At 70.0% G+C, this 24864-nt stretch carries 19 protein-coding genes; 11 read left to right on the forward strand and 8 right to left on the reverse strand.

Features of this window, described 5'->3' with window-relative positions; translation table 11 throughout:
- The first annotated feature begins 22 nt into the window (after positions 1 to 22).
- Positions 23 to 733, forward strand: coding sequence for a P-loop NTPase family protein (locus AWC02_RS01450; RefSeq protein WP_085126544.1), 711 nt, complete (start codon positions 23 to 25; stop codon positions 731 to 733).
- Between the two features lie 11 nt (positions 734 to 744).
- Entirely contained in the window at positions 745 to 2340 is a 1596-nt protein-coding gene (locus tag AWC02_RS01455) for a DNA polymerase Y family protein (RefSeq protein WP_085126546.1), read from the forward strand.
- A gap of 126 nt (positions 2341 to 2466) precedes the next feature.
- On the opposite strand, the gene AWC02_RS01460 is transcribed toward AWC02_RS01455, so the two are convergent.
- From AWC02_RS01460 to AWC02_RS01470, 3 genes are all read right to left on the reverse strand, one after another.
- Positions 2467 to 3399 carry a nucleoside hydrolase gene (locus tag AWC02_RS01460; RefSeq protein WP_085126548.1) on the reverse strand — a complete coding sequence of 311 codons (933 nt, stop codon included), beginning with the start codon at positions 3397 to 3399 and terminating at the stop codon, positions 2467 to 2469.
- A 10-nt stretch (positions 3400 to 3409) separates the two neighbouring features.
- The gene (locus AWC02_RS01465; protein WP_085126601.1) at positions 3410 to 5437 is read right to left on the reverse strand and encodes an SDR family oxidoreductase; all 2028 of its coding nucleotides are present in this window, start codon (positions 5435 to 5437) and stop codon (positions 3410 to 3412) included.
- Positions 5438 to 5514: 77 nt separating this feature from the next.
- The gene (locus AWC02_RS01470; RefSeq protein WP_085126550.1) at positions 5515 to 6255 is read right to left on the reverse strand and encodes a histidine phosphatase family protein; all 741 of its coding nucleotides are present in this window, start codon (positions 6253 to 6255) and stop codon (positions 5515 to 5517) included.
- An 89-nt stretch (positions 6256 to 6344) separates the two neighbouring features.
- Between AWC02_RS01470 and AWC02_RS01475 the strand changes: the two genes are divergently transcribed.
- Complete coding sequence (locus AWC02_RS01475; protein ID WP_085126552.1) at positions 6345 to 7214, forward strand: MaoC/PaaZ C-terminal domain-containing protein; 870 nt, start codon at positions 6345 to 6347, stop codon at positions 7212 to 7214.
- A 7-nt stretch (positions 7215 to 7221) separates the two neighbouring features.
- Here the strand turns inward: AWC02_RS01475 and otsB are convergent, their stop codons facing one another.
- The gene (otsB, locus tag AWC02_RS01480; protein ID WP_085126603.1) at positions 7222 to 8340 is read right to left on the reverse strand and encodes a trehalose-phosphatase; all 1119 of its coding nucleotides are present in this window, start codon (positions 8338 to 8340) and stop codon (positions 7222 to 7224) included.
- 83 nt (positions 8341 to 8423) lie between these two features.
- Here otsB and AWC02_RS01485 point away from each other — a divergent pair, with 83 nt between their 5' ends.
- A complete protein-coding gene (locus tag AWC02_RS01485; protein ID WP_085126554.1) occupies positions 8424 to 9284 on the forward strand; it encodes a universal stress protein in 861 nt (286 codons plus the stop codon).
- 7 nt (positions 9285 to 9291) lie between these two features.
- On the opposite strand, the gene AWC02_RS01490 is transcribed toward AWC02_RS01485, so the two are convergent.
- Complete coding sequence (locus AWC02_RS01490) at positions 9292 to 12192, reverse strand: MMPL/RND family transporter (RefSeq protein WP_085126556.1); 2901 nt, start codon at positions 12190 to 12192, stop codon at positions 9292 to 9294.
- Positions 12189 to 12620, reverse strand: a complete 432-nt coding sequence (locus AWC02_RS01495) for an MmpS family transport accessory protein (RefSeq protein ID WP_085126558.1) — start codon at positions 12618 to 12620, stop codon at positions 12189 to 12191. Before AWC02_RS01495 ends, AWC02_RS01490 begins: the two co-directional genes overlap by 4 nt.
- A gap of 114 nt (positions 12621 to 12734) precedes the next feature.
- Between AWC02_RS01495 and AWC02_RS01500 the strand changes: the two genes are divergently transcribed.
- Together AWC02_RS01500 and AWC02_RS01505 are read left to right on the forward strand one after the other, a co-directional pair.
- Complete coding sequence (locus tag AWC02_RS01500) at positions 12735 to 16037, forward strand: error-prone DNA polymerase (RefSeq protein WP_085126604.1); 3303 nt, start codon at positions 12735 to 12737, stop codon at positions 16035 to 16037.
- 67 nt (positions 16038 to 16104) lie between these two features.
- The gene (locus tag AWC02_RS01505) at positions 16105 to 16752 is read left to right on the forward strand and encodes a nitroreductase family protein (RefSeq protein WP_085126560.1); all 648 of its coding nucleotides are present in this window, start codon (positions 16105 to 16107) and stop codon (positions 16750 to 16752) included.
- Positions 16753 to 16761: 9 nt separating this feature from the next.
- Here the strand turns inward: AWC02_RS01505 and AWC02_RS01510 are convergent, their stop codons facing one another.
- Positions 16762 to 17226, reverse strand: a complete 465-nt coding sequence (locus AWC02_RS01510) for a tRNA (cytidine(34)-2'-O)-methyltransferase (RefSeq protein ID WP_085126606.1) — start codon at positions 17224 to 17226, stop codon at positions 16762 to 16764.
- A 250-nt stretch (positions 17227 to 17476) separates the two neighbouring features.
- Between AWC02_RS01510 and AWC02_RS01515 the strand changes: the two genes are divergently transcribed.
- Genes AWC02_RS01515 through AWC02_RS01535 form a run of 5 tightly spaced genes read left to right on the forward strand, consistent with a single transcriptional unit; the run spans position 17477 to position 22229 of the window.
- Positions 17477 to 20215, forward strand: a complete 2739-nt coding sequence (locus tag AWC02_RS01515) for a sensor histidine kinase (protein ID WP_085126562.1) — start codon at positions 17477 to 17479, stop codon at positions 20213 to 20215.
- Positions 20212 to 20670, forward strand: a complete 459-nt coding sequence (locus AWC02_RS01520) for a roadblock/LC7 domain-containing protein (RefSeq protein ID WP_085126564.1) — start codon at positions 20212 to 20214, stop codon at positions 20668 to 20670. The genes AWC02_RS01515 and AWC02_RS01520 overlap by 4 nt, the downstream gene beginning before the upstream one ends.
- Positions 20670 to 21071, forward strand: a complete 402-nt coding sequence (locus AWC02_RS01525) for a DUF742 domain-containing protein (protein ID WP_109560817.1) — start codon at positions 20670 to 20672, stop codon at positions 21069 to 21071. The genes AWC02_RS01520 and AWC02_RS01525 overlap by 1 nt, the downstream gene beginning before the upstream one ends.
- Complete coding sequence (locus AWC02_RS01530) at positions 21049 to 21651, forward strand: GTP-binding protein (protein WP_085126568.1); 603 nt, start codon at positions 21049 to 21051, stop codon at positions 21649 to 21651. The genes AWC02_RS01525 and AWC02_RS01530 overlap by 23 nt, the downstream gene beginning before the upstream one ends.
- A complete protein-coding gene (locus AWC02_RS01535; protein WP_085126570.1) occupies positions 21648 to 22229 on the forward strand; it encodes a pentapeptide repeat-containing protein in 582 nt (193 codons plus the stop codon). The genes AWC02_RS01530 and AWC02_RS01535 overlap by 4 nt, the downstream gene beginning before the upstream one ends.
- Here AWC02_RS01535 and AWC02_RS01540 read toward each other — a convergent pair.
- Complete coding sequence (locus tag AWC02_RS01540) at positions 22219 to 24861, reverse strand: ATP-binding cassette domain-containing protein (protein ID WP_085126572.1); 2643 nt, start codon at positions 24859 to 24861, stop codon at positions 22219 to 22221. The genes AWC02_RS01535 and AWC02_RS01540 overlap by 11 nt on opposite strands.
- Between the last annotated feature and the right edge of the window lie 3 nt (positions 24862 to 24864).

Raw genomic sequence — 24864 nt, forward strand, 5'->3', positions numbered from 1 at the left:
TTGAGTCATCCCGGAGGCGATCATGACGGCGGCGGTGCGTGTGGGGGAACGTCATGTCATTCCGGAAAGCCGTGTTGAGCAGCTCAAACAACTGCGCCTGCAGATGGCGGCGGTGTCCGGGAAGGTGGGTGCCGGCCGACCGGGGCCCGGCGCGGTCCCCGGCGCTGCGGTCGCCCCGGCTGCCGACGCCGTGCTGCCCGTTCCGCCGCTGCTGGCCGAGGTGCTGCCCGCCGGATTGCCCCGGGGCACGGTGGCGGTGCTCTCGGGGGCCCGGTCGCTGACGCTGGGCGTGGTGGCCACGGTGACGGCGGCCGGGGGGAACGCGGCGATCGTCGGCCAGCCGGAGCTCGGGTTGTTGGCCGCGGCGGAGATGGGCGCAGACCTGAGCCGGCTCGCCGTCATCCCGGATCCCGGCAACGACCCGGTGGAGGTGGCCGCGGTGCTGATCGACGGCATGGATCTGGTGGTGCTCGGCCTGGGCGGCCGCTGCGTTCCGCCGTCGCGCACCCGGGTCGTGCTGGCCCGTGCCCGCCACCGCGGGTGTGCCCTGCTGGTCTCCGGCGGCGACTGGCAGGGGTCGGCGCTGCGACTGGACGCCCGGGTGAGCGGTTATGAGACCACCGGCCACCCGGCGGTGGGCTGCGCGGCCGTTGGCGGCTTCGGCCGGATCGGCGCGGTGCGCCTCGAGGTGCGGGCCGCTGGGCGGGCGGCCGGGCGGGCCCGGATCGGCTAGCGGGTCCTGGCATGCCCGACTCCCGAGTACTGGCGCTGTGGTGCATGGACTGGCCCGCGGTCGCCGCAGCGGCCGCAGCGGGGTTACCGCCCACCGCGCCGGTTGCGGTCACCCTGGCCAACCGGGTGATCGCGTGCTCGGCGGGCGGTCGCGCGGCGGGGGTGCGGCGTGGGTTGCGGCGCCGCGAGGCGGCGGCCCGCTGCCCGGCGCTGCACGTGGTGGCCGCCGACGCCGATCGTGATGCCCGGTTGTTCGAGCCGGTCCTTGCCGCGGTGGACGAGTTGATACCGGCCGCCGAGGTGTTGCGGCCCGGGCTGCTGGTGGTGTCGGTGCGCGGCGCGGTGCGGGCCTTCGGTTCCGAGGAACAAGCTGCCGAACGCCTCATCGACGCGGTCGGCGCGACCGATGTCGAATGTCAGGTCGGGATCGCCGACGGCCTCTCCACCGCCGTGCTCGCCGCGCGTGCCGGCGCCGTGGTGCCGCCCGGGAAAGACGCCCGGTTCTTGTCAGCGCTGTCGATCCGGCAGCTGGCCGCCGAGCCCAGCCTGTCCGGACCGGGCCGGGACGCTCTGATCGACCTGCTGTGGCGCTTGGGCATCCGGACCATCGGGCAGTTCGCCGCGCTGCCCCGTTCGGATGTCACCTCGCGATTCGGCCCGGACGCGCTCGCCGCGCACCGGTTCGCCCGCGCCGAGCCGCAACGCGGACCGTCCGGGCGCGAGCCCGAACCGGACCTCGAGGCGGTGCTGCCGTGCGATCCGCCGATCGAGCGGGTGGACGCCGCGGCGTTTGCCGGGCGCTCGCTGGCGGCTGCCCTGCACCGGACGCTGATGGCCGCCGGCGTCGGCTGTACCCGGCTGGCCATTCACGCCGTCACCGCAACCGGAGAAGAGCTGACCCGGGTGTGGCGGTGCGCCGAGCCGTTGACCGAGGAGGCCACCGCGGATCGGGTGCGCTGGCAGTTGGACGGTTGGCTGAACCGCCGTGTCGCCGCCGACCGGCCCACCGGCCCGGTGACGCTGCTGCGGCTGCAGCCGGTGGAGGTGCTCTCGGCGGCCGAGGCGCTGCAGCTACCGCTCTGGGGTGGCCCCGGTGAGGAGGATCGGCTACGGGCCCGGCGTGCCTTGATCCGCGTGCAGGGCCTGCTCGGCCCCGAAGCGGTCCGGGTGCCGGTGCTCTCCGGTGGTCGCGGTCCCGCGGAGCGAATCACCTTGACCCCGCTGGGGGATGAGCCGGTGCCGCTGGCCGACCCGCGCCAGCCGTGGCCCGGTCGGCTCCCCGAGCCGTCGCCGGCGGTACTGCTCGACGATCCCGTGGAACTGCTCGATGCCGAACGTAATCCGATCCGGGTGAGCAGCCGGGGATTCTTCTCCGCCGATCCGGCGTGGTTGGTTGCTCGGGGGCGCGACGACGGGGTGCGCTGGTGGGCCGGCCCCTGGTTGGTCGACGAACGGTGGTGGGACCCGCAGCGGGAGGGGCCGGGGTCGGGGCGCACCGCCCGGGTCCAGGTGCTGCTGGCGGGTGGGCCACCGAGCGCGGGGTCGGGGCAGGCGCTCCTGCTGTGCTACCGGCTGCGGCGGTGGTACCTGGAGGGGGCCTACGAATGAGCGCGGCGCCGTCAGTGCGGCGGTGCGCTATCGGCCCACTGTGCCCCACTGCGCCGAGCGTGTAACCACGGCGAGAATCCGCCCCGAAAATCGGCGTGGTTACACGCTCGGCGCGGGACGGGAGGGTCAACCTCGCCGGCGGGCGAATGCGCTGACCCGCGACACGAACCGGTCGAAGAACGCCGCCGGGTCCACTGCGACCCCGATCAGCGCGTTGGGCCGGCGCGCGTCCCAGTCGGGAATCGTTCGCCCGCGCGCATCGGGCGAGAGCTCGACCCGCAATGCGGCAGGGTGGGTGGTCACGAGCGCGGGTTCCAGAGCGACCGCCGCGGCCAGCGGGTCGTGCAGATACGCCAGGTAGCCGTGGCCCCGCGCCTCGTGGGCCTCGAAATAGAAGCGCAGTGCGTCACTGAGCATCCGGGTCACCGAGCCCTCGGCCAGCCGCGCCAGGATTGTCGGCGTGATCGCGATCTGCCGGGTCAGATCCAGGCCGCACACGATCGGGAGTCGTTGCGGCGCAACCGCTCCCCATGCCGAGAACACCTGCTCGGCCGCCTCCGGATCGAATCCGATGTTGAACTCGGCCTCGCCGGACAGCTCGCCGGAGAACGCGCCGCCCATGATCACCAGCCGACGCAGCAGCGTAGGCAGTGCCGGTTCGGTCTGCAGCGCCAACGCCAGGTCGGTCAGCGGACCGGTGGCCAACCCGATCAACTGCTCCGGGTGTTCCCGCGCGGCAGCGACCCAGGCTGCTGCGGCGTCGTATCCGGTGAGCCGTCCGGTGCCGGGCGGCAACTCGGCATACCCAAGTCCCTGCGGGCCGTGGCTGTTCGGCACGGCGCCGCTGCGCGGTGAGTCGGCGCCCCGGGACACCGGGACACCGGCCGCCCCGCACAGTTCCAGCAGGGCCAGGTTGTTGTGGCAGACCTGCTGCACCGCAACGTTTCCGCCGGTGGCGGCGATCCCGACAAGCTCGGCATCCGGGCTGGCGAGCAGGTACACCAGCGCCACCGCATCGTCGACGCCGGTATCGAAGTCGGCGAAGACGGGCAGGGTCACGAGCGCGGGCTCACCAGTACACGCCCGGAACCAACCGCACCGCCCGTTTGACCGGGCGGGGCACCCGCACCCGGGGGATCGCTCGCGACGGCCGCTTCGGCCTGCGTGCCACCTGCCGATTCCGTTGTGCCACAGTGGTTTGTGCCTCTTCGGGCAGTGCCACACCGCGGGCCGCGGCCGAGTCCGGGTAGCCCAGGTAGACCTGGTGCAGCACCCGGCGCGCCAGCCGGGGGGTGAAGTAGTTGCCGGCTTCGGCCAGCGTCCCCAGCGGAGTGTCGATCCGGTCCGGCTTCTCGATCAGGCCGCGTATCACCATGGCTGCCGCGCGCTCGGCGCTGATCGCCCCGACCGGGAGCAGCTTGCCCGTCGGCGCGATCATCGGAGTGGCCACCAGCGGCATGTGGATGGTGGTGAAGGTGATGTGCTCGGACAGTGTCTCGGTCGAGAGCACGTCGGCGAACGCATCCAGCGCCGCCTTGGTGGGCACGTAGGCGCTGTAGCGCGGACTGTGCGCCAGCACACCTTCACTGGAGACGTTGACGACGTGGCCGAACCGTCGTTCCCGCCAGTGCGGCAGCAACGCCAGCACCATGCGCACCGCCCCGAAGTAGTTGACCGCCATCGTGCGCTCGTAGTCGTGCAGCCGCTCGGTGGAACTGGCCACCGAGCGGCGAATGGACCGGCCGGCATTGTTCACCAGATAGTCGACATGCCCGAACCGGCCCAGGATGTCCTTGACGGTGTGCTCCACCGATGCCGAATCGGTCACGTCACAGGTGAAGGCGTGCGCCTGCCCGCCGCCGGCCCGGATCTCGGCCACCAGCTCGTCGAGCGCTGAGCCGCTGCGGGCCAGCGCGAAGACCGTGCCGCCGCGCTCGGCCACCGCGATCGCCGAGGCCCGGCCGATACCGCTGGAGGCCCCGGTGATGACGACGTGCCGACCGACCAGCGGCCCCGCCGGATCGTCGCGGCGAGCGCGGTCGGGATCCAGATGCTGCGCCCAGTACCGCCACAGCCTCGGCGCATAGTCGCCGAACTCGGCCAGCCGGACGCGCTGACCCAGCGCCGCGCGGGTGGCGTCGGCGACGAACGTCGGCCGCAGCTCCACCAGATCGAGCACCTCGGCGGGAAGCCCCAGTTGGGTGGCCACCATGTTGCGCCACACCCGGGTGCGGCCGCCGACGTTGAGCACCGGGGCCGCCACCGCGGCGGGCAGCGTGGCGCGCAGCGGCGGAAGCCCGGCCTCGGCCGCGATGGCCCGGTAGATGTCGGGCAGCCCGATCGACCTCGGAGCGGTGAGGTGGAAGGTGCGCCCGTCGTACCCGTCGGCGTGCATCAGCTCGACCAGCGCATCGACGACGTAGTCGACCGGGACGACGTTGGTGCGTCCGGTGTTGGGTACCGCCATCGGGGTCAGCCGGGGCAGTGCCGCCAGCTTGGCCAGCAGCGGGAAGAAGTAATACGGGCCGTCGACTTTGTCCATCTCGCCGGTGCGGGAATCGCCCACCACCACCGCCGGACGGAACACCCGGTACCGCAGTCCCGGTGCCGCGCGCACCAGCGCTTCGGCCTCGAACTTCGTCTGGTGGTACGGGGTCGGCAGCTGTTGGCCGACGTCGAAGTCGTCTTCGGTGAATTCACCGGAGAAGTCACCGGCCACCGAAATCGAGGACACGTGCGACAACGTGGCGTCCAGTCGCTCCGCCAGCCCGATCACTGCGCGCGTGCCCTCGACGTTGACCGCCTGCTGCTCGGCCGCGCCGGCGGTGATGTCGTAGATGGCCGCACAGTGCAGTACGTGGTCGATATCGCCGAGTTCGGCGATCGCCGTGTCGTTCAGCCCGAGGTTCGGCGCCGCCAGGTCGCCGACCAGCGGTTTCACTCGCTCGTCCCACTCCTGCGCGGCCAGCGCCTCAAAGCGGCTCAGTGAGGCGCGGCGTACCAGCACCCATATCTGTGCCTGGGGTCCGGTCGCCAACAGGCGGGACACCGCGCGTCGCCCAATAAACCCGGTACCGCCGGTAACGACATAATGCATACCGGTCATGGTTACCGGTCGCGGGGGCTACGTCAACAGCGGAATCAACAGCGGGGTCGGCAGCGGCTCGGCGCCGATCACCGCCGCGCAGCCGCCGCGGGGGAGAACGCGCGAATGCCGTCCCACTCCACGAGCGTCCAGCCGGTCGTCGGGCTGCCGGTGATCACCACCTTGGCGATGTTGGGCAGCGGGTGGTCGATCAGCAGCTCGTCGCGGGGGTTGCGGACATTCATCAGCGTCCAGGTGGCGATGGACGCCCCGTGCGAGAACGCCACGGGGTTCTTGTCGCCGGCGTCGTACATCTGCTGGACGGCGGCACTGAACTCGTCGTTGAACTGGTTGCCGTCGATGGAGCCGGGAATGGTCGCGCTGCGGTCACCGTGGAGCCAGGCCTGCGGGGCCAGCCAATACACCGAATTGACCATGGATCCGGGCTTGTCGCTGAACCAGCCGGCGTTGATCTCTCGCAGGCCCGGCAGGATCTCCACCTGACGTCCGAGCTCACGCGCCAGCGGGGCGGCGGTCTGCTGGGTACGCACCATCGACGAGGCATACACACCGTCGTGGCGGTTGCCCGAGAGCTGGTTTGTGATCTCCTGAGCCTGGACGCGCCCCTTGTCGGTCAGGCCCGGGCCGGGCACCGAGGTGTCCAGGATTCCCGCGGCATTGGCCTCGGACTCGGCATGGCGGACCAGCGTCAGGGTCATGATCCGCGGTTGCGGTGTCGTGGAACAGCCGCCCAGCCCCAGAGCGCAGGCCAGCGCCGCCGCCAGCATCGCGAGCACAGTGACAACGCGGTTCCCGGTGTGCTTCCTCATGCCGACAGCCTGCCCTAATCGATGGTCCCGACACGAATGCTTCTGCTGAAATGGTGGGACCAAATCGCCTCCGACGTGAAGGAGAACCCGTGGCGCTGGACCCAACAGCCATCGGCGTGACCACCGATCCCGTGCGGGTCGAATGGACCGATCGCGACACCATGCTCTATGCGCTGGGGGTCGGCGCCGGAACGGCGGACTTGGCGTTCACCACCGAGAACAGCCACGGCATTGCCCAACAGGTGCTGCCCACCTACGCCGTGATCTGCTGCATGGGCTTCGCGGCCGCCGGCAAGATCGGCACCTTCAACCCGGCGCTGCTGCTGCACGGCTCGCAGCAGGTGCGGTTGTTCGCGCCGCTGCCGCCCGCCGGAAGCCTGCAGGTGGTGGCCGAGGTGGCCGACATCCAGGACAAGGGCGAGGGCAAGAACGCCGTGGTGGTGCTCCGGGCGCGCGGCACCGACGTCACGACCGCCGAACCCCTGGTCGAGACGCTGACCACCTTGGTCATCCGCAAGGCCGGTGGCTTCGGTGGGGCCCCGGGGCAGCGGGCCATCGCCCCCGAGATCCCGGAACGCGATCCGGATTCCCGCATCTCGTATGTGACCCGCGAGGATCAGGCTTTGCTGTATCGACTCTCCGGTGACCGCAACCCCCTGCACAGCGACCCGTGGTTCGCCACCACCCTGGCCGGCTTCCCCAAGCCGATCCTGCACGGGCTGTGCACCTACGGTTTCGCCGGCCGCGCGCTGGTCGCCGACCTCGGTGGTGGCGACGCGAACCGGGTCAGCGCCATCTCGGCACGGTTCACCGACCCGGTGTTCCCGGGCGAGACGCTGACCACCTCGATCTGGCGGACCGAGCCGGGCAAGGCGGTGTTCCGCACCGAGGCCGCCGGCCCGGACGGCGCCAACGCGCGGGTGGTGCTCGACGACGGCGCGGCGGAATACCAGCCCTGAGCGGGGATCAGCCGCCGCTCAGGCGCTTCGCCAGTCGCGCGGTGAACTCGGCTGCCTGCGCCGGACTGTCCAGGGCATACCGGGCTGCGGTCGCGCGGTCGCCGTCGTCGTTGTGCCGCACCACGATTCCGGCACCGGAGAGCTGTGCTGCCGCGTCGAAGGCGTCTTCGTCGGTGATGTCGTCGCCGAGGAACAGCGGCGCAGACACCGGAGCCGCCTGGTTCATGCGGTCCAGCAGCCAGTGCAGCGTACGGCCCTTGTCCCAGTCGATCTCGGGACGCAGCTCGATCACCTCGCGGCCGGTCGTGACCCGCAGACCGGTGCGCCGGCCGGCGTCGCGCACCGCCGCCATCGTCTCGCCGACGCGGTCCCGGGCCGCGTTGCGGTAGTGCACCGCAACCGCGAATCGCTTGTGCTCCACCACGATCCCCGGGATCTTGAGTCGATCGCGCAGCGATGCGGCCGCGGCGGCCAACACCGGCACCGCATCGGCGGCGGCGTCGTTCTGGTGATGGGCACCGTCCGGACCGGTCAGCTCGAAGCCGTGACTGCCCGCATACCAGATCCCGTCGAGGCCCACCCGGGCCCGGACGTCGGCCAGGTCGCGACCGGACAGCACCGCCACCGGGCACCGGGCGGCCAACGCGGCCAACGCATCCACCGCGCCGGCCACCGGCTGGGCCGCGTCGGGATCGGCGACGATATCCGACAAGGTCCCGTCGAAGTCGAAGAACACCGCCGGGTGGGCGAGGTCGGGCAACGCTCCGGCGTCCAAGGCCGTCATCGCATCCGGCAAGGCCGACATCGGGCGGTCGCCGAGACGCACCCCCACCGCATCCGGGCCGTCCACCACCGCATCGCCGCCGTCGCGCCCCACCCCGATCACCAAGGCGAATCCGGCACTGCGAGCGGCGACCACGCCCGCCTCCGAATCGGTGATCACCACGCAGCGGCCCGGCCGCACCGCCAAACCGGCGGCCGCGGGCACCAGGTCGGCGTCAGATGCCGCCACCCCCACCCGCACGCCGGCCCGGTGCAGGCGCTCGGTCAGCGCCGCCGGATCCCAGCCCGGGCCGAGGTGCAACAGCACCGCGTCATGCCGACGCGGGTCGACCGTGACCGACATGCCCACCATGTCCACCACGGTGCCACAGCCTCGTCGGCATTAGCGTGGTAGGTGTCAGGTCCCTGAGCGCAAGGAGAGCCCCGATGTCGTCCACTTCCGGAATCCTGGTCGGTGTCGACGGGTCGCCGTCGTCGGTGAAAGCCGTCGATTGGGCGGCGCGCGACGCCGCGCTGCACAACCTGCCCCTGACCCTGGTTCACGTGCTGGCCTCCCCGGTGGTGATGACATTCCCCGAGACGCCGATGCCGTCCGGCTACACCGAGTGGCAACGTGAACAGGGCGAACGCCACCTGCGGGAGGCCGCCGAGATCGCCGCGGCGGCCGGGGCGACGCACGTCTCCGCGGAGATCGTGGTGGGTTCCACCATCCCGATGCTGGTCGACATGGGCCGCGAGGCGGCCTGCCTGGTGGTCGGGTCCCGCGGGTACGGGCGGATGCGCCGCCTGCTGCTCGGCTCGGTCAGCTCGTCACTGGTCCGGCACGCACACTGCCCGGTCGCGGTCATCCACGAAGACCATCAGCGCTCCGACACCGCTCCGGTGGTCGTCGGCATCGACGGCTCGCCGGTGTCGGAGGCCGCAACGGCGCTGGCGTTCGAAGAGGCATCGCTGCGCGGGGTGGAACTCATCGCGGTGTATGCCTGGCACGACACCGGGCTGATGGACTTTCCCGGCCTCGACACCGCCGAGATGGCCTCGGAGAGCGAATTGGCGCTGGCTGAGCGGCTGGCCGGCTGGCGCGAGCGCTACCCCGACGTCACGGTGCGCCGGGTGGTGGTCGATGACCGGCCCGCCGACCAGCTGATCGACCAGTCGCGGGAGGCTCAGCTGGTGGTGGTGGGCAGCCACGGCCGCGGCGGCTTCACCGGCATGCTGCTGGGCTCGGTCAGCCAGGAGGTGGTGCAGTCGGCGCACGCCCCGGTCATGGTCGTGCGGCCGGTCTGACCGACCGTCAGCTCACCGAGACCGGTTTGGTCTCCGGGCGCGCCGCGATCTGCTGCGCCGCCGGCGACGGCCGTAACGGCACCCGCTGCGGCCACCAGAACCAGCGGCCCAGCAGGGCGGCGATCGACGGCGTCATGAACGACCGGATCACCAGGGTGTCGATGAGCAGACCGAGTCCGATGGTGGAACCCACCTGGCCGATCACCCGCAGTTCGGAGACCAGCATCGACATCATGGTGAACGCGAACACCAGACCCGCCGAGGTGACCACGGAGCCACTGCCTCCCATGGCCCGGATGATGCCCGTCTTGAGGCCGCCGTGCAGCTCTTCCTTCATCCGGGAGACCAGCAGCAGGTTGTAGTCCGAACCGACCGCCAGCAGGACGATCACCGACATCGCCAGCACCATCCAGTGCAGGTGCAGGCCCACGATGTGCTGCCAGAGCAGCACCGAGATCCCGAATGATGTGCCCAGCGAGAGCAGCACCGTACCGACGATCACCGCCGAGGCCACCACGGCCCGGGTGATCAGCAGCATGATGACGAAGATCAGACACAGCGAGGCGATACCGGCGATGATCAGGTCGTAGTTCGACCCGTCCTTCATGTCCTTGAACATGGCCGCCGTGCCGCCGAGATAGACCTTCGAGCCCTCCAGCGGGGTGCCCTTGAGCGCCTCGTGGACGGCGTGCTTGATCGGCGCGACGTGCGAGATGCCCTCCTCGGACATCGGGTCGCCCTCGTGAGAGATGATGAACCGCACCGAGTGCCCGTCGGGGGACAGGAACATCTTCATGCCGCGCTTGAAGTCCGGATTGTCGAACGCCTCCGGGGGCAGATAGAACGAGTCGTCGTTCTTGGACTCGTCGAACGCCTTACCCATGGCGTTCTGGCCTTCCATCATCTTCTCCATCTGAAGCTGCAGGCCCTCCATGGTGGACTGCATCTTCAGCTGCGTGACGCGCATGTTCGACATCGTCTCGATCATCGGCGGCATGATCTCGAGCATCCGCGGCATCAGCCGGTCGAGGTTGTCGATGTCGGGCAGCACCTTCTCGAAATCCTCGGTCATCTGGTCGAGGCCGTCCATCACGTCGAAGATCGACCGGATCGACCAGCAGATCGGGATGTCGAAGCAGTGCGGTTCCCAGTAGAAGTAGTTGCGCATCGGGCGCCACATGTCGTCGAAGTCGGCGATCGAGTCGCGCATCTTCTGGATGTCGTCGAGCATTTCGTGCATCTTGAGGTCCATGCTGTGCGTGGTCGCCGACATCTCACGGGTGACTTCGAGCATCTGTTTCATGCTGTCGATGGAGACCTGCATGTCTTCGCCCATCTTGAGCATGTCCTTCATGCTGTCGAGCATGTACTTCATGTTCAGCTGCTGCGTGGTGCCCTGCATGCTGATCGCGAACGGGATCGTGGTGTGTTCGATCGGGGTGCCCAGCGGTCGGGTGATGGTCTGCACCCGGCCGATGCCCGGCACCTCGAACACCCGCTTGGCGATCCGGTTGATCACCAGGAAGTCGGCCGGGTTGCGCAGGTCGTGGTCGGTCTCGATCATCAGCAGTTCCGGACTCATCCGGGCCTGGGAGAAGTGCCGGTCCGCGGCGGCGTAGCCGATGTTCGCCGGCACGTAGTCCGGCAGGTACTGCCGGTCGTTGTAGTTGGTCATGTACCCCGGCAGCGTGAGCAGGCCGACCAGGCAGACACCCGTGGTGGCCACCAGCACCGGTCCCGGCCAGCGCACGATCAGTGCGCCGATCCGCCGCCAGCTGCGGATCCGCATCGCCCGCTTGGGTTCGAGCATGCCGAACCGGCTGGCCACCGCGACCACCGCCGAGCCGAAGGTGAGCGCCGCCAACACCACGACCATCATCCCGATCGCCAGCGGAACGCCCAGCGACTGGAAATAGGGCAGCCGGGTGAAGTGCAGACAGAAAGTCGCACCGGCGATGGTCAGTCCCGAACCCAGAATCACGTGCGCGGTGCCGTGATACATGGTGTGGAACGCCGATTCCTTGTCCTCGCCGAGGGCTCGGGCCTCTTGATAGCGGCCCAGGAGGAAGATCGCGTAGTCCGTCGAGGCGGCGATGGCCAGCGTCACCAACAGGTTCACGGCGAACGTGGACAGGCCGATGATGTTGTAGTAGGCCAACACGGCCACGATGCCGCGGGCGGCGCTCAGCTCGAAGATCACCATGCCCAGCACCAACAGCACCGTGCCGATAGACCGGTAGATGCTCAGCAGCATCGTGATGATCACCACGAACGTCAGTGCGGTGATGACCTTCAGGCTTTGGTCGCCGGCGATGTGCTGATCGGCGTTGAGGGCGGCCCCGCCGGTGACGTAGGCGTGCAGCCCTTCGGGGGCCGGCGTCTCGGCGATGATCTGCTGGATGGCCTCGACCGACTCGTTGGCCAGGGTCTCGCCCATGTTGCCGGCCAGATACACCTGAACATAGGCGGCCTTGCCGTCCGGGCTCTGCGACCCCGCCGCGGTCAGCGGGTCGCTCCAGAAGTCCTGGATGTGCTCGACGTGGGTGTGGTCGGCCTCCATCTTGGCGACCAGCTCGTCGTAATACCTGTGCGCCTCGTCGCCGAGCGGCTGGTCGCTTTCGAGGACCACCATCGCCGAACTGTCCGACTTGAACTCCTCGAACACCTTGCCGATCCGCATCATCGCGATCATCGACGGAGCGTCTTTGGGGGCCATCGAGACCGCGCGCATCTTCCCGACTTCGTCGAGCTGCGGCACGATGACGTTCACCAGGACGGTGATCGCCACCCAGGCCAGGATGATGGGCACCGCCAGCCGGCGGATCCACGCCGGGATCCCGCCGCGTTTGGGCGGTTGGGCGGCCGGCAGCGTGTCGGTCGGGGTGTCGGAACCGGTGTGGTCGCTCATGCGGATTTCACAATGCAGAAGGTCTGGGCGCTGACGGGGCTGCTGGAGATGCGTTCTTCTTTGAGCTCCCCGTCGATGGTGACGCGGCAGCCGATGGTGGTGCCGTCACCTTGCGCGACGATGGTAGGGCTGACCGCGGGGTTGGTGGTCGACAGGGTCAGCGACCACGGCAGGGCGGCGCCGTCGAGCCGCTGCGGCGTGGCGTCGAGGTCGAGGTAGTTGATGTCGGCGTAGGTCCCGTCCGGGCTGAAGATGTCGTAGACCACGACCTTGGGATGGAACGGTTTGGTGTCTTCGAACGGCACGGTTGAACTACTGCTGTCGTCGGCTCCGAAGAAGCCCCGGACTCGCTGCACAGTGAACCCCCCTACCGCGAGAACTACGACGATGAGCAGGGGTAACCACGCGCGTCTGACAGCGCCGAACATGAATGCAGTGGCCCTTTCACATCGTGCCGGAATCTGACACAGATTAGTGCATCAAAGTTCTTTTTCACACCCAGCGGGTCGGTTTTCGCACGTATGTTCGATATCCTGGGGCGTGTGGGCTGGAGCAGTGGGCCGCCGAGCTGGGCGGAAATGGAGCGGGTGCTCGATGGTAAGCCTCGTCACACCGGTGATAAGGGTGGTCTGCCGACCGATGGCGGCGCGCCGGCTCCGCAGCGCGAGCCGCTTCGGCCGGCTGGGCCGGCGGTGCCCTATGCCGAGTTGCACGCGCATTCGGCATACAGCTTTCTCGACGGCGCCAGCACCCCGCAGGAGCTGGTCGCCGAGGCCGCCCGGCTGGGCCTGCGGGCGATCGCGTTGACCGACCACAACGGTTTGTACGGGGTGGTGCGGTTTGCCGAGGCGGCTGCCGAGCTGCAGGCCGCGGGCCTGGAGATCGGCACTGTGTTCGGTGCCGAGTTGTCACTGGGGTCCACCGCTGGCTCCTCTTCTTTCAAGGCCCGTACCGACGACCCGGATCCACCCGGCCCGCACCTGCTGGTGCTGGCCCGCGGTCCAGAGGGTTACCGGCGGTTGTCGCGGCAGATCGCCGCCGCGCATCTGGCCGGCGAAAAGGGCAGGCCGCGTTTCGATCTGGACGCGCTGACCGAGGCGGCAGGCGGGCATTGGCACATTCTGACCGGTTGCCGTAAAGGGCACGTTCGTCATGCGCTGGCCACCGGCGGCCCGGACGCGGCCGCCGCTGCGCTGGCCGACCTGGTGGACAGGTTCGGCGCGGCGCGGGTCAGCGTGGAGCTGACCCGGCATGGGGAACCGTGCGACGACGAGCGCAACGCCGCGCTGGCCGGCCTGGCGCCCAGGTTCGGGGTGGGCCTGGTTGCCACCACCGGCGCGCATTTCGCCCGGCCGGACCGGGGCCGGCTGGCGATGGCGCTGGGCGCGGTGCGGGCGCGCCAGTCGCTGGACGCCGCCGCCGGCCGGCTGGCTCCGCTGGGCGGCTCGCACCTGCGCTCCGGCGCGGAGATGGCCCGATTGTTCGCGGCGCATCCGGGGGCGGTGCCGGCGGCGGCCGAACTCGGCGAACTGTGCGCCTTTCCGCTGACGCTGATCGCCCCGCGGCTGCCGCCGTTTGCCGTACCGGACCCGCACACCGAGGACAGCTGGCTGCGGCAGCTCACCCTGGACGGCGCCGCCGGGCGCTACGGCCCGCCCGGGCGCGCGCCGGCTGCTTACGCCCAGATCGAACGTGAGCTGGAAGTCATTGCCCAACTGGGATTTCCGGGATACTTTCTGGTGGTCCACGACATCACCCAGTTCTGTCGGCGCAGCGGAATCCTGTGTCAGGGCAGGGGATCGGCGGCCAACTCCGCGGTCTGTTACGCCCTGGGCATCACCGCGGTCGATCCGGTGGCCAACGGGCTGCTGTTCGAGCGTTTTTTGTCCCCGGCCCGAGACGGTCCGCCCGACATCGACATCGACATCGAGTCCGACGAGCGCGAAAAGGTGATCCAGTACGTCTACGACAAATACGGTCGTGACCACGCCGCTCAGGTGGCCAACGTCATCACCTACCGGGGGCGCAGTGCCGTGCGGGACATGGCTCGCGCGCTGGGTTATTCGCCGGGGCAGCAGGACGCCTGGAGTAAGCAGCTGAGCCGATGGGGCCGGCCTGGCCGGGAGGACTCCGATCTTGCCGGCATCCCCGAACAGGTGATCGAGCTGGCCGACCAGGTCGCCGATCTGCCACGGCACCTGGGCATCCACTCCGGAGGCATGGTGATCTGTGATCGCCCGATTGCCGACGTGTGCCCGGTGGAGTGGGCCCGGATGGCCGGGCGAAGCGTGCTGCAGTGGGATAAAGATGACTGCGCGGCAATCGGTTTGGTGAAGTTCGACCTGCTGGGCCTGGGAATGCTGTCGGCATTGCACTATGCGATCGACCTGGTGGCGCAGCATTGCGGTGTCGAGGTGGATCTGGCCGCCATCGATCTGTCCGAGCCGGCGGTGTATGAGATGCTGGCGCGCGCCGACACCGTCGGGGTGTTCCAGGTCGAGTCGCGCGCGCAGATGGCCACCCTGCCACGGCTGCGCCCCAGGGTGTTCTACGACCTGGTGGTGGAGGTGGCGCTGATTCGCCCCGGGCCGATCCAAGGCGGTTCGGTGCATCCCTATATCCGTCGCCGCAACGGTATCGACCCGGTGACCTATGAGCATCCGTGTATGGCGCGAGCTCTGCACAAGACCCTGGGAATTCCGCTGTTTCAAGAACAGCTGATGACGCTGGCGGTCGATTGCGCCGGGTTCACCGCGGGCGAGGCCGACCAACTGCGCCGGGCCATGGGCTCCAAACGATCACCGGAGCGGATGCGCCGGTTGCGCGACCGGTTCTACGCCGGCATGGCGCAGTGCCACGGCATCACCGGCGAGGTGGCCGACCGGATTTACGAGAAGCTGGAAGCCTTCGCCAACTACGGATTCCCGGAGAGCCACGCGATGAGCTTCGCATCGCTGGTGTTCTACTCGGCCTGGTTCAAGCTGCACTACCCGGCGGCGTTCTGCGCCGCGCTGCTGCGGGCCCAGCCGATGGGTTTCTATTCGCCGCAGTCGCTGGTCGCCGACGCCCGCCGGCACGGCGTGGTGGTGCACCGCCCGGATGTCAACGCCAGCCTGGCGCACGCCACCTTGGCTGAGGCCGGAACGCAGGTCCGGCTGGGGCTGGGCGCTGTGCGGGGCATCGGTACCGAGCTCGCCGAGCGGCTGGTGGCCGACCGGGAGGCCCACGGTCCGTTCGCGTCGATGCTGGATCTCACTGCGCGGGTGCAGCTTTCAGTGCCACAGGTCGAGGCGCTGGCGACCGCCGGGGCGTTCGCGGGGTTCGGGGTGTCACGCCGGGAGGCGCTGTGGGCAGCCGGGTCGGCGGCGGGGCAGCGTCCCGACCGGCTGCCCGGGGTGGGTGTCGCGACGCGCACCCCGGCCCTGCCCGGCATGAGCGAGATCGAGCTGTCCGCCGCCGACGTATGGGCCACCGGGATCTCCTGCGACAGCTTCCCGACCCAGTTCCTGCGCGCCGATCTCGACGCACTCGGGGTGATCGCGGCCGGGGGCCTGAGTGCCGTCGCGGACGGTACCCGGGTGCTGGTGGCCGGAGCGGTGACCCACCGGCAACGGCCGGGGACCGCCCGCGGGGTCACGTTCATCAACCTCGAGGATGAGACCGGGATGGTCAATGTGCTGTGCACACCGGGGGTGTGGGCCCGGTATCGACGGCTGGCCCAGACCGCGACGGCGCTGCTGATCCGCGGCCGGGTGCAGAACGCCAGCGGGGCGGTCACCGTGCTGGCCGATCGGCTGGGCGCCCTGGAGCTGGCCGTGCGTTCGCGGTCCCGGGATTTCCGGTAGGAGTGCGAAAAAGGGCGGAAAATCTCGCAGCCACTACATGTTCGGCCCCTGACGGTAGTCTGCCGACATGAACCTGAACTTGTCCGCAGACGAAGTCCTGACCACCACGCGATCGGTCCGCAAGCGCCTCGATCTCGACAAGCCGGTTCCCCGTGAGGTGCTGATGGAGTGCCTGGAGATCGCGCTGCAGGCGCCCACCGGATCCAACGCCCAGGGCTGGCAGTGGATGTTCATCACCGACCCGGTCAAGAAGCAGGCGATCGCCGACATCTACCGCGCCAACGCCCTGCCTTACCTGGACCGGATAAAGCCCGACTACGGCGACGGCGATGTGCGCAGCGAGCGGATGGGACTCATCAGCGACTCGGCCCGGTACCTGGCCGAGAATCTGCAGGACGTGCCGGTGCTGATGATCCCGTGCCTGGAAGGCAAACCGGACACCGCTTCGCTGGGTTTCGGCGCCTCATTCTGGGCGTCGCTGTTCCCGGCCGCGTGGAGCTACTGCCTGGCGCTGCGCAACCGCGGACTCGGCTCCTGCTGGACCACCCTGCACCTGCTCGGCGACGGCGAGCAGCAGGCCGCCGAGATCCTCGGCATCCCGTACGAGGGCTACAGCCAGGGTGGGCTGTTCCCGATCGCCTACACCAAGGGCACCGACTTCAAACCGGCCAAGCGGCTGCCGGCCGAGCAGGTGGCGCACTGGGACACCTGGTGATGCCCGGCCTCACACCCCGCCGGTGAACCCGTGCTGGCGCCACGCCTCATAGACCGCGACCGCGGCGGCGTTCGACAGGTTCAGTGACCGCCGCCCGGCCAGCATCGGGATGCGCAGCCGCGCGGTGATGCGGGGGTCGGCCAGCGTCGCCTCGTCCAGCCCGGTGGGCTCGGGGCCGAACATCAACACGTCGCCGGGCACGTAGCGCACGTCGGTGTAGGCGGTGTGGGCTCCCGCGGTGAACGCGAACACCCGGGCCGGCCCCAGCGCCTCCCATGCCGCCGGCAGCGAGGGGTGAACCCGAACCCAGGCCAGGTCGTGATAGTCCAGACCGGCCCGCCGCAGCTTCGGCTCGGACAGGTCGAAACCCATGGGCTCCACCAGATGAAGTTCGGCACCGGTCGCCGCCACCATCCGGATCGCGTTGCCGGTGTTGGGCGGAATGCGGGGCGAATAGAACAGCACCCGGATCATGGCGTTGATCATGACAGCCCGTCGGCCTGTTTGCTCGACCGGATCGGGGCATGACACGCGCAGGTCTCGGCCAGTGTTCTGTTCAGTAAAAATTCTGGTCATGCCTACGGCTGACTGTCATACTCGACCAATTGCTATGCCGTGAATCACACCGCAACCCCGTTGGGCGGGTGCGATGTCCGGAGAGTCCGATGAATGAGGCGCAGACGGTGAATCTCAGCCGAGCGGCCGGCGAACTGGCCGCCGACCGGTGACACTCTTTGACCACCCGGACGGGGTGGGCCAGACCCAGGAGGAATCAGCCGAGGGCGGTCACACGCTGCAGGCCGCGGCGGTCAAACGCCCGTCGCGGTGGTCGGTGCGCAACTGGCCGGTGCGGTGGAAGGTGTTCGCGATCGCGCTGCTGCCGCTGGCCCTGGCCGGGCTGTTCGGCGGGCTGCGGGTCTCCGACGCGCTCGCCGAGTCCAGCGGGCTCCGGCTGGTCGCCGACCGCGCCCAGATGATCCCCGCCATCACCAACTACATGTCGGCGCTGGGCGAGGCGCTGGTGGCCGCATCCTCCGACGGGGACACCGAGGGGGCCCGGAAGAACTTCGAGAACCGCAAGTACGAGCTTGGCTCGCGGCTGGCGCACACCGACGTGGCGACCGATGTGCGGTCCGGGGTCCAGACGCTGATCGAGCGCGGCCAGGCGTTGCTGAGCGAGGTGTCGACCACCGGTATCGGGCTGCGCGACGAGGTGACCGGTTACGCACCGATCCTGCTGACCGCCGAGGAGACCATCAACGGGTCGGTGCGCGTGGACAGCGAGCGCATCCGGGCCCAAACCGCGGCGCTGAGCCGGGCCGTGGGCGCGCGCGGCCAGATGATGCTGCAGGAACTGCTGCTCAACCGCGGTGGCGAGCTTCCCGACCCGGAGCTGCGCAGCTCGATGATGACCCTGGCCGGCACCGAGCCGTCAACGCTGTTCGGCATGACTGAGGTGCTCGGCGTGGACTCCCCGGACGCCAAGTCGCTGCAACAGCAGCTGGTGACCCGGTTGTCGATCATGTCCGACCCCGAGCAGGTGCTGCCCAACAACCCGGTGCTGCGCGACTCGATCCGCACCACCGACGAGATCGCTTCCCGGCTGATCAGCCAGAACACCGTGGCGGTGACCTCGGCGGTGCAGGATCGGGCCGCCGACCGGCGCGCCGCCGCCGTGCGCGACATCGTGCTGGTGCTGGCCGCGATCGCCGCCACGCTGCTGGCGGTGTGGCTGGTGGCCCGCTCGCTGGTGCGCCCGCTGCGCACCTTGCGCGACAGCGCGCTCAAGGTCGCCCACTCCGATCTCGAGCAGGAGATCGCCCGGCTGCGGGCCGGTGAGTCCGGCTCGGAGCGCGACCCCGACCCGCTGCCCGTCTACACCACTGAGGAAGTGGGGCAGGTGGCCCATGCCGTCGACGAGCTGCACGCCCAGGCACTGCTGCTGGCCGGCGACGAGGCCCGGCTGCGGCGCCTGGTCAACGAGATGTTCGAGACGATGTCGCGGCGCAACCGGTCGCTGGTGGACCAGCAGTTGGCCCTGATCGACCGGCTGGAGCGCAACGAGGACGACCCGGACCGGCTCGAGAGCCTGTTCCGACTCGACCACCTGGCCGCCCGGATGCGGCGCAACGGCGCGAACCTGCTGGTGCTCGCCGGTGCGCGGGCGCCGCACGAACGGGGCCGGCCGGTTGCGCTGGCGACCCTGATCAGCGCGGCCGCCTCGGAGGTGGAGGGCTACGAGCGGGTGCAGACGGTGCTGGTGCCCGACGCCACCGTGATCGGCGCCGCCGCGGCCGACTGCGTGCACCTGCTCGCCGAACTGATCGACAACGCGCTGCGATACTCGGCGCCCACGGAGCCGGTGCGGGTGGTCGCCGGTTTCGAGAACGACGGCGGGGTGGTGGTCGAGGTGGTCGACGCCGGATTGGGGATGACCGACGCCGACCTGCGGATGGCCAACATGCGCCTGGCGGCCGGCGGGGACTTCAGCCCGGAGAACGCCCGCCACATGGGCCTGTTCGTGATCTCCCGGCTGGCGGCCCGGCACCACATCGAGGTCCGGCTGTTCCCGGCGTCGCAGGGGGCCCGCGGCATCACCGCCGAGGTGTACCTGCCCCCGCACCTGCTGACCCCCCGAGCCGTCGAGGAACCCGCGCCGGCCGCACCGCAGGACCGCTTCGCCGAGCCGCCGCCACCCCCGATGCCCGCCGAGCCGGACGAGCCCTACGAGCCGGACGAGCACCGTGCGCCGGTCGCGGTTGCCGAACCCGGCCCGTCGTTGTTGCCGCAGCGCAGCCCGGGGTCCAGCGGTATCACCGCGGGGCAGCCACCGCCGGCCGCCGCACCGCAGGCGCGCCGTGAGCCGCCGCAGACCTGGTGGGAACCCGACGAAGAAGCCGCGGCCGAAGCGCCCGAGCCGCAGCACCCACCCGAACCGGCCGGCGAAACGTTCACTCCGGCCGACACATCGGGATTTTTTGCGGCCCGGGCCAAGGCCGGCGGAACGGCCCCCGAATCCGATTCGATCTATCAGAGGATGCTCGCCGAATCCGCGGGCATCGACCCGAACGAGCCCGGGCTGCGCGCCGACCTGGACTGGCAGACGGTGTGGGACCACGGCTGGTCGGTGGCGGCCGATGTGGAGAACGTGCCGGTCACCGCCCACACCGAACACGGCCTTCCGGTCCGGGAGCCCGGCGCCCGGCTGGTTCCCGGCTCGGCCGCGCCGGACGAGCCGCCGACGGCCGCCGCCGGCACCCCTGCCCCGGCACCCGATCCCGGTGATCCCGAACAGCCGGTAACATCCAACGGCGCGCCCGCCGCACCCGCTGATGCGCCACCGGAACGCGACCCCGCGGCGATCCGCGCTTCGATCAACAGCCACTTCGGCGGGGTCCGGGCCGCACGATCGCACGTCCGGGACCACGGTCCCGGCACCGACCAGGGACAGAACCAGCAATGACTTTCCCCACCGAGCCCACCGGACACCGCCGTAGCGCCGACGTCTCCCTGGACTGGCTGGTGTCGAACTTCGCCCGCGAGGTCCCCGGGGTGTCGCACGCGGTGCTGGTGTCCGTCGACGGCCTGACCGTCGCGGCCAGCGAGCACCTGCCCACCGAGCGGGCCGACCAGTTGGCCGCCGTCGCGTCCGGCCTGGCCAGCCTGGCAACCGGTGCGTCGCAGCTGTTCGAGGGTGGCCGGGTACTGCAGTCGGTGGTGGAGATGGAGCACGGCTATCTGCTGCTGATGCGGGTCGGGGACGGCTCGCACCTGGCGACGCTGGCGAGCACGACCAGTGACATCGGGCAGATCGGTTATGAGATGGCGATCCTGGTGGAACGGGTCGGAGCAGTGGTCCAGTCGTCGCGTCGTGCGGCCCCGTCGCGGGGAACCCCCGCGGGAGGTGCCGGTGAATGATGACGGACAGCCCCGCGGGGTGGGCGCGCCGGGACGCGCCGCAGCCGGCGGAACCTGAGGCCAACTTGGTGCGTCCCTATACGCTGACCGCCGGCAGAACCCACACCGACGTTCCGTTGCCGCTGGAAGCCCCGGTGCAGGCGCTGCCGACGGCCCAGCCCCATCAATGGCCGCTCAGCGATCCCCGTGGGCGGATCGTCGAACTGTGTCAGGCGGCTCCGTCGGTCGCCGAGATCTCCGCTCGGCTGAACCTGCCCCTGGGCGTGGCCCGCGTCCTGGTGGGGGACCTGGTCACGTCGGGATACCTTCGGGTGCGTGCCACACTGACCGAGTCATCCACCCGCGACGAACGCCGAGACCTGATAGGAAGGACGCTTCGTGGCCTACGAGCGCTCGGATAGGCTCCCGGACAGGCCGGCAGCCCCGAAAGGCGCGGCCTCGACGAAGATCGTCATCGCGGGTGGATTCGGAGTCGGCAAGACCACGTTCGTCGGCACGGTCTCCGAGATCATGCCGCTGCGCACCGAGGCGCTGGTCACCGACGCCTCGCTCGGTGTCGATGGCCTGGAGGCCACGCCGGACAAGCGGACCACCACGGTGGCGATGGATTTCGGCCGCATCACGCTCGCCGACGACCTGGTGCTGTACCTGTTCGGCACACCCGGCCAGCGCCGATTCTGGTTCATGTGGGACGACCTGGTCCGCGGGGCGATCGGCGCCGTCATTCTGGTGGACTGCCGCCGGCTGGAAGACAGCTTCGCCGCGGTCGACTTCTTCGAGCACCGCAATCTGCCTTTTCTGATCGCGGTCAACGAGTTCGACGGCGCGCCGCGTTACCCGGCCGCCGCGGTGCGCCAGGCCCTGGCGCTGCCCGAGGCCATCCCGGTGATCAGCGTGGACGCGCGCGACCCGCGCTCGGCCCGCGACGCCCTCATCGCGATCAGCGAATACGCGTTGTCCACCCTGGCGCCGCAGGCTTGAGCGCGGCCCTGGAATGGTCCGGGCGCGAGTTTTCCGGCCACGACTTTCGCGATGCGGATCTCGCGGAGTTGCGCACCGAGCGGGTGGTGTTCGACGACTGCGACTTCACCGGCGCCGACCTGCGCGCTTCGGTGCACCGGGGGTCGGCGTTCCGCAATTGCCGTTTCGAGCGGACCTCGTTGTGGCACGCGCAGTTCTTCGGCTGCAGCATGCTCGGCTCGCAATTCGTGCAGTGCCGAATGCGCCCGCTGGTGGTCGAGGAGGTGGACTTCACCCTGGCCGGGCTCGGTGGCGCCGACCTGCGGGAGCTGGATCTGAGCGGCTGCCGGCTGGCCGAGGCCAACCTGGTGGAGGCAGATCTGCGCAAGGCGGTGCTGCGGGGCGCCGACCTGAGGGGGGCACAGACCTTCGGGACCCGGCTGGACGAGGCCGACCTGCGGGGCGCGCGGGTGGACCCGACCTTGTGGACCACCGCAACACTGACCGGAACGCGGATCGACCTGGTGCAGGCGCTGACCTATGCGGCTGCCCACGGGCTGCGCATCGACGGCGAGCAGGACCCTGCGGCTAGCGCTTGAGCCGGATCTTCCACCACACCCCGGTGGTGTAGAGCACCGAGAGCAGGCAGATCATGCCCATGTCGCGCAGCCAGGTGCCCGTGGTGTGGTTCCACAACTGGTCCTTGGGCACCTGCGGCACATTGACCACCGTGTTCAAATCGACCGTCGAGGCGCCCGCCGCATAGCCCCAGCGCGCCGGGGTCAGCCAGGACAACTGGTCGAGCCCCATCCGGCCGCCGACGGGGATCATGCCGCTGGACAGCACCAGCTGCGACATGATCGACACCACCAGCATCGGCATGATCTGCTCGTTGGACTGGGCGAACGACGACAGCAGCAGCCCGAGCAGCGCTGAGGCCACGCAGGTCCCGGCCACCGTCAGGAACAGCTCGAAGTTCGCGCTGCCGAACAGCAGCGCACCCTGGGTCGGCCCGCCCTTGCCCAGCACCACGATGGTGGTCGCGATCGCGGCCTGCACCGTGGCGAACGCGCAGAACACCGCGACCTTGGCCATGAGGTAGGCGGTGGTGGACAGGCCCACCGCCTGTTCTCGCTTGAAGATGGGCCGTTCGCCGATCAGATCTCGGATGGTCAGCGCGGTGCCCATGAACACCGCGCCGATATTGAGCAGCACCATGACGTAACGCGGTTCGGTGGGTGCGTCAGGCCCGGGCATCCCCAGCCCGTGGCTGCCCTCCACGGTCAGCGACAGCAGTCCGACGATGAACGGCAGCAGCGCCAGGAAGACCGAGTAGCCGCGATCGGAGATCACCAGGCGAATCTGGCGGCGCGCGATCGTCGACAGCTGTTTGAGCACGTTGGTGGCCGGTGGGCTGCCGAGATCACTGGGGGGCGTGGCCGGGTCCGGGGCGGCGCGCCGATTGCCTTCGCGCTCCAGGAAGCGCCGGTTGGCTTCGTCGGGGTCGGCGCCGACGTTGGCGAAGATGTCGGCCCAGTTGCGGGTGCCCAGCGCGCTTTCCACCTGGTCGGGCGGGCCGATGAACGCGGTCTTGCCGCCGGGTGCCATCAGCAGGATCTGGTCGCAGACATCGAGGTAGGAGGTCGAGTGGGTGACCACCAGCACCACGCGACCGGCGTCGGCCAGGGACCGCAGCATCAGCATCACCTGGCGGTCCAGGGCGGGGTCCAGCCCTGAGGTGGGTTCGTCGAGGAGCAGCAGCGACGGTCCGGTCAGCAGCTCCAGGGCCACCGACGCGCGCTTGCGCTGACCGCCGGAGAGCTTGTCGACCCTGGTGTCGGCGTGCTTGGTCAGTTCGAGTTCTTCCAGGACCCGTGCCACGGCCTGGTCGCGGTCGGCCTGGCTGCTGTCGGGCGGCAGCCGAAGCTCGGCGGCGTAGCCCAATGCCTGGTTGACCGTCAGCTGGCGGTGCACCACGTCGTCCTGGGGCACCATCCCGATCCGGCTGCGCAGCGACGCGTATTCGGTGTGGATGTTGTGACCCTCGAAGGTGATCGATCCCTTGCTGGGGCGCGTGTAGCCGGCGATCAACCGGGCCAGCGTCGTCTTGCCCGCCCCGGAGCCGCCGATGATCGCGGTCAGGGTGCCCGGCCGGGCGGTCAGCGACACGTCGTTGATCAGGCGCTTGCCGCCCTCGACGTCGAAGCACAGGTCGCGGGCCTCCAAGCCGCCCGCGCGGCCGGCGGCCTCGGTGCGCCGCTGCAGGGTGCCGCCGGTGAACTCCAGGTCGACGTTGCCGATGGTGACGATGTCGCCCTCGGTCAGGATCGCCGAGCCGATCCGGACACTGTTGACGAAGGTTCCGTTGATGCTGCGGCTGTCCCGGATCTCGGTGCCCAGCGGGGTGGGAACCAGCATGGCGTGGTGCCGGGAGGCCAGCACATCGGAGATCACGATGTCGTTGTCGGTGGCGCGGCCGATGGTCAGCGCCCCGGCCGGCGCGTTCGGCGCCGAGGCCGACGACGGGCGCAGGATGTCGACCATCCGGGTGGCGATGTTGCCCGCGTCCGGGGGTGTCGACGACACCGGTGCCATCCGGGTGGCCGGCTGGTGCGGCGGGAACACCTCCGCCGGGGCTGCCGCCGGCGCATAGCCGGGGCGCAGCGCCGCGTCTGCGGCCGGGCCCAGCGGAGCGGGCTGGTAGGCCGGTGGCCGCGGCGGTGCCGGCGGTGGCGGCGGTGGCGGATACGGTGCCGGTCCGGTCGGCGGCCGGTACGGCGGCGGCTGCACGTGCCCGGCCGAGCGCGGCTCGGCGGCCGGCACGGGGCGGCTCGGCGGCGGGGCCGGCCGGCCCGGGCGCGCGATGCCCGGTTGCGGAACCTGGATCGAGACGGTCTGCGGCGGCCGGCCGGCGTGGCCCTGGTGCCGGCCTATTTCGAAGGACAGCCGGGGCCCGTCCGGGTTGCCCAGGTTGACGGCCTGTCCGTCGCGGATATCCACGACCGGCACCCGCTGTCCGTTGACGTAGATCCCGTTCAAGGAGCCGTTGTCGATCCCGAGCCACCGGCCCTGTTCGAAGCGCAGCAGCAGGTGCGCCCGCGAGACCAGCGGATGGGGGATACGGACGTCGGCCCGCAGATCACGCCCGATAACCACGTCGTGGCCAGCGGAGAACGTGCCTTGCGACCCGTCGTAGCGGACGGTCAGCACCGGCGGGGCTGGGTGACTCATCGA

The sequence above is a fragment of the Mycolicibacter engbaekii genome (genome assembly GCF_002101585.1).
In the GTDB taxonomy this organism is placed as follows: Bacteria; Actinomycetota; Actinomycetes; order Mycobacteriales; family Mycobacteriaceae; genus Mycobacterium; species Mycobacterium engbaekii.